We start from the raw sequence: 4867 nt of genomic DNA on the forward strand, positions 1-4867 counted from the left end.
CCGTTGAGCATGCCGAATCCCCCAATATCCCCTGTACGACGCGTGATCCTAGCGCCGTCCGCCACGCCCGCCTGACTCGCCTGACTCAACCCGGCCAACCGCCGCCTACACCGCGACCGGAGCACCGCCGGCCCACGATCACCCGGCGCTCACAGGCCGGCTCGCCCTCACCAGCCGACTGCCCACCAGGGATCTGTTCTGTACGGACAGCATCAGTACGCTGCGTGATGATTTGTTGATCTCGCCAAGTTGGCGGAACACAGCGGTAAACACCGTCCTGGTGACGGGCCTGCGGCCCGTTCCTTCATCGGGACAAACCGAAACGCGACAACTCGTCATCCTTGAGTTCGCGGAGCCGATAGCGACCAGGTGTCTCGTATTGTTCGGCCTGCGCGAGCAGACCGTCCGACGTCGTGGGCCACAGCCGGATGCAGCCGGTCTCGTCCGCGGTGACCACGAGGGAGCCGTCCGGGGAGATGCTTGCCGCCGTGAGATGGCGCAGATGGGTGAACTTGCACAGTTCGATGCCGTTGACGGCATCCCACACCCGGGCGGTGCGATCCCGGCTCGCCGTGAGCAGCAGACCGGATGCCGAGAACTCCGCGACGAAGACCCCCTGGTCATGCTTCATCCGCGCGACCGGCTTGGCCACGTCGCTGATTTTGCCGTCTTCGCCCACGATGTCCACGCGCACGTGACCGAGGTTGTCCGCCGACACGAGATACGCGCCATCCGGACTGAAGGCGACCACCCGCACCGAGTCACCCTGGTAGCTCCAGCCGCACCGTGTCCCGTCCTTCAGCGACCAGACGCTGACGTCGCCGTCCGCGTCGCCGGTGGCGATCAGGCCGCCGCGGGGGCTGAATGCGACAGCGGTGAAGGGGTTGTTGAGCTCGACGGGATATTTCATGTCACATCCAGATGCGACGTTTCGGAGGAGGACCTTTTTCGAAGCGCCGGTCATACCGGTGGCCAAGACGCGACCGTCAGGGCTGAATGCGATCGGATGCACGCCACCCGGTAGAAATCTGGGGCGGTCTCGGCCGTCCAGCCGGCGAAGCGCGACCTTCGAGTCGTGTGATGTCGCGACGAGGGTCTGGTTCGGACTGACGGCGACGGCTGCCACGCGTGCGCCATGGTGCCATAGGGCGGTCTGACGCATGGCTTCGAGATCCCACAGGGCGACCACGCCGTCCGAGTCGCCGACCACGATCCGGTTGTCCCCACAGAATGCCACGGATTCGACGTATGTCCCGTGGGAGATCCGCCGAGCGGCTCCGCCCAGGGTGAGGTCCCACTGCCGGGCGAGGTGGAACGCGTCGGCACTCCACAACGTCGTGTCGTCAGCGCTGAAAGCCAGCGCGTGGGCATTTTCCTCGATCCGCGCTTGTTCCCGCCCGGATTCGACGTCCCAGAGCCGTGTCCAGCCGTCCCGTCCGACGGTCGCCACCGTTCTGCCGTCATGGCTGAACGCGATCAGATCGACGTTCTCCTCGTAGGGCAGCCGGCTGATCTCCTTGCCGGTCGCCGTCTCCCAGATCCGGGTCGTCGATGTCCTACCGATTGTCATCGTCGCGGCGAAGCGCCCGTCCGGGCTGAGCGCCCTCGTTCGGACCGACTCCCGGTCGGGATGGACGATGGTGACGGCTCTCCCGCCGAGGAGGACATTCTGGAAGAAATATTCCTCGCCATCGCGGAGCAGAGCCACTGACAGGTCGGCGCTGACAGCGACGAAATCTCCCGGACAGCTGGTCTCCCGAATTATTCCGCCGGTCTCCATGTCTCTGAAGACGCACCTTTTTCTGTTGATGGTGAGCAGGGTTCTCCCGTCGAGGCCAACGGGCTCGTCGTTTTCAGGCAGGGTGACCTGCCAGGAATCCCAGTCGTCGGTCCGGACGCAGAACAGCCCATTTCCCGTCTGTGTCACGATCATCGACCCGTCACGGCTTATTATCGGTGTACCGTCGCGGGGATAAATCTGGCATGCACCATCAGCGGTGCGGCAGACGAACAGTTTTTCAGTGCTGGTCGCGGCCACGACCGAGCCGTCGGCGGCGAAGGATGCTTCCGTGAACATAATATCGTCGTCAACAGCCCGTAGCCGCAGGAGAGGGGGAGTGCGGGCCAGTACCTGCCGCAGCGCCCGGTCACCCTCCGGGGTGGCAGCCGTGTGTAGCGATTCGATGCCCCCCAGGAGGGCAGCCTGCAGGGACAGGCTGCTGTTTACCGTCATGTCGGTGACGGCCGCCGCGAGGGCCCGCGCTCGGGATTCGGCCGCGCTGCGTCTGGCCCATTCGCGTTCGCGTTCCACACGAGCGTGTTCCTCCGCGCTGTAGTGGACGAACGCCGCCACTTCCGCACTGATCTCGTGCTTTCGCTCGGCGACCCATGCCTCCGCCTTCGACAGCAGCGCGCCGGTCAGCGGCTCGTGGTCCTTCATCCGGCCGATGACCTGGTCGCGTAGGCGTATGTACTCGGCGTTGTCGGTCAGCCAGGCGCCAAGCGGTGGCCAGGCGGACAGCAACGCCTCGTGCGCGATGTCGAGCCATACCTCGGCGGGTTCCTCCGCTGCCCCGGCCGTGCTGTCCGTGACCAGCAGACGAGCCTCCACGAAGCACATCAGGGCCTGCTGGGCGCGCTCGTCGAAGTCGCGGATACGTACCCGTCGCCGGATACGTCGGCCGTTCTCGTCGATCGAGACAAGCCGTGCGACCGCTGTGAGCACCTTGTTCTCGGTCAGACGCGATTTCTTCACGGCCTGGTCCAGCGCCTTCTTCGCCTGATCGGCGAGAATCTGCTGCACCCCGCCCATGGCCGTGTATGTCTCGAGTGAGATCTGGCTGGCTCGGCCGCGCCCTTCGGTCAGGCGTTCGAGAGTGAACGCGAGCAGCGGCAGGGCGGCACCCGAGCCCGTGTCCGATACCAGCGCGTCGACGAGTTCGCGGGCGAAATACAGCGCGCCCCGCTGGGCGGGTTTCTCGATCACCTCGCGCAGGCCCGGTGGGTCGAGCAGACCCACGGCGTACGTGTCGAAGCGGGTGCCCGCGAACCCCGGGGCGAGTATCAGCTCGTCCAGGAACTCCGAGCGTATGGTCATCGCGACGGTCAGCGAACTAGTGAGTAGGGCCTGCCGCACAGCGGTCAGGAAGGCCGTGTTCTGAGGCTGCGACTCCCCGCGCAGCAGTTCCTCCGCCTGGTCCACCGTCAGCAGCACCCGCCCCTCCCCACCGGGACGGACAAGCAGCAGATCATCGACGATCCGCGACAGCCCGTCCTCGTCGGCGAGCCGTTCCTGTAGGTCCAAAGGGGTCAGCCGAAGAGCGCTCATGGGCAGGTCGTAGTTGACGGCATATGCGCTGATCTTCTGGGACAGCGCCCGAATGGGATCATCCCGTGGCACCAGCGGGGGAAGGAGCACAAATTCCGGCGACGACCGATCCAACTCGGGCAGTACCCCGGCGTTCACGAGCGACGACTTGCCGCAGCCGGACGGGCCGACGACAACCACCACGTCGGGCTCGCCCCGGCGTGGCGGTCGACGCAACAGCCCGGTGAGGTTACGGACGTCCGGGTCCCGCCCGAAGAAATAGTCAGCGTTGGCCGAAGTGAACGACTGCAGGCCCGGAAAGGGATGGACGCCGGTCGTAGCGGGAGCGAGCGGTGCGAGTCGCTGAAGGACGCCACCCTTCGCCTCGGCGAAGTCAACCTCCTGATAACGCTTCAGGTAATCATGGCGCTTCCCTTGTTCCAGCATGATCGGAAGTGCGATTCTGCCGTACTCGACGGCCAGCGCCATCTCGATGTGGCACCACTGCGATGTGTGAAAATGCCCGCTCAGCAGGAAGACGACCGCGTCGCACTGCCGCAGCTTCTCACGGATCCAGTCGGACCAGTCGGCGCCCGCCGGTACGCCGTACCGGCGGTCATGGGCGAGGAACGGCTCATGCCCGGCGTCGGCAAGCCACCTGCTGACCTCACCCGCCTTCTCGTAATCCTCGCTGGCGTGACTGATGAAGACCTGCACCTTCGACGTTCCCCCGTCCGGTTGTACCCGCACGCCGCCTATCCCTCGGTGTCGAGCCGCGACCCAAGCAGTCCGAAGCCATACATTACCGGCTCGGTTCAGCAGCGCTGTCCACAGCAGCGACAGGGGCCATGCCGCTTTCCAGTTGGGTCGTATCATCGCTCTCGCGAAGGCGATGTCTATCCTGCTGTGTACCTGACCGGACGGGTCAGGTACACAGCACTGGTCAACGGCCAGGACATCACCCGGGTCACCGAGAGCATCGGCGGCATCGAGGACGCAGCCCTCGATGCCGAGTCGGACCTGGCCGGCCTCCAGACCTCGGGTCTCGACAGCGCGCTTCCCATCCTGGAAGCGGTGGCAGCGGACGGGCCGGACTGGATCACCCGGGAGCTGGAACGACGCGAACGTTGGTCGCACGACTGGGACTGGTACGAATAGGTCGCGTCCGGTGCTGCGGGGTACGGAGGGCTTCCGGGTTTTGGATGGCTGGGTTTCGGCGCGTGGGCCGGACGGCATAGGCAGGGCGCCCGCCGAGACGTACCTCGGCCGTGGGCATGACGTCGTTGTCGTCGGCCGTGACGAGACGAAGGGGCAGGAGTTCCTCGACATTACGGGCGGCATCGGCGCCGGCGCCGGGGCGTACTTCGTGCGGGCGGAGAAGTGTCCCCGGAGCCGACCCGCGGGCTTCGCAGGCTGTATGTCGCCCTTACCCGCGCGGTCACCTCCCTCACCATCGTGCACCCCGGTGATCTGCCCGCGGCGCTCGGACCGCAGTCATGAGCCCTCCCGCCGTCCGGTCTCCGCACCGGAGCTCATCGGTTTTTCGGTTCCCGCCCGAAG

At 65.9% G+C, this 4867-nt stretch carries 2 protein-coding genes and 1 pseudogene; 2 read left to right on the forward strand and 1 reads right to left on the reverse strand.

What is annotated here, in order from left to right; all coding sequences use genetic code 11:
- Positions 1–304 precede the first annotated feature (304 nt).
- Positions 305–4057, reverse strand: coding sequence for a TIR domain-containing protein (locus tag DD1DGNOD_RS11040; RefSeq protein ID WP_165035188.1), 3753 nt, complete (start codon positions 4055–4057; stop codon positions 305–307).
- 156 nt (positions 4058–4213) lie between these two features.
- Between DD1DGNOD_RS11040 and DD1DGNOD_RS26880 the strand changes: the two genes are divergently transcribed.
- Entirely contained in the window at positions 4214–4465 is a 252-nt protein-coding gene (locus DD1DGNOD_RS26880) for a hypothetical protein (protein ID WP_165035187.1), read from the forward strand.
- Between the two features lie 10 nt (positions 4466–4475).
- Positions 4476–4867 (forward strand): annotated as a pseudogene (locus tag DD1DGNOD_RS27970) (hypothetical protein); the annotation flags it as partial.

The organism is Candidatus Protofrankia californiensis (genome assembly GCF_900634765.1).
GTDB classification, from domain to species: Bacteria; Actinomycetota; Actinomycetes; order Frankiales; family Frankiaceae; genus Protofrankia; species Protofrankia californiensis.